The sequence below is a fragment of the Aminobacter sp. P4_D5 genome (assembly GCF_056401815.1).
This window is the reverse complement of sequence record NZ_JBFUIP010001422.1, coordinates 1-514: the sequence shown is the minus strand read 5'-3', so window position 1 is coordinate 514 and position 514 is coordinate 1. Positions and strand designations below refer to the sequence as shown.

General features: G+C 77.0%; 1 pseudogene. It reads left to right on the top strand.

The window, feature by feature from the left end:
- Positions 1–19 precede the first annotated feature (19 nt).
- A pseudogene (locus AC1DWF_RS38760) lies at positions 20–514 on the top strand (HlyD family type I secretion periplasmic adaptor subunit); the annotation flags it as partial.

Sequence of the window (514 nt, the reverse complement as noted above, 5' to 3'; positions counted from 1 at the left end):
CCGCCGGAGCCCGCGCCTGATGTCCGCCGCCACCCTCCCGCTCCCCGCCCCCTTGGCTGCCACCCCCGAGCGGCCCCGCGCCGGCGCAGCACTCGCCCTCGGCCTCGTGACGATGATCGGCTTTGGCGGAGGCTTTCTCGCCTGGGCCACCCTGGCCCCGCTCGCCGAGGCGGCGCTCGCGCCGGGCCTCATCAAGGTCGAGGGCACGCGGCGCACGCTGCAGCACCTCGAGGGCGGCCTCGTGCGCGAGATCCTCGTGCGCGACGGCGACCGCGTCCGCCAGGGCCAGATCGTCCTGCGCCTCGACGACGTCCTGTCCGGCTCGACCATGCTCGCCGCCCGGGCCCAGCGCGCCGCGCTGCTGGCCCAGCAGGCCCGGCTCGCCGCCGAGATCGCACGGGACACCGAGATCCGCTTTCCGCAGGACCTGCTCGCGCTCTCGGCCGATCCCCGCGTGGCCGAGGCCCTCGCCGGCCAGCGCGCACTGTTCCAGGCCCGCCAGGCCAGCCTCGAC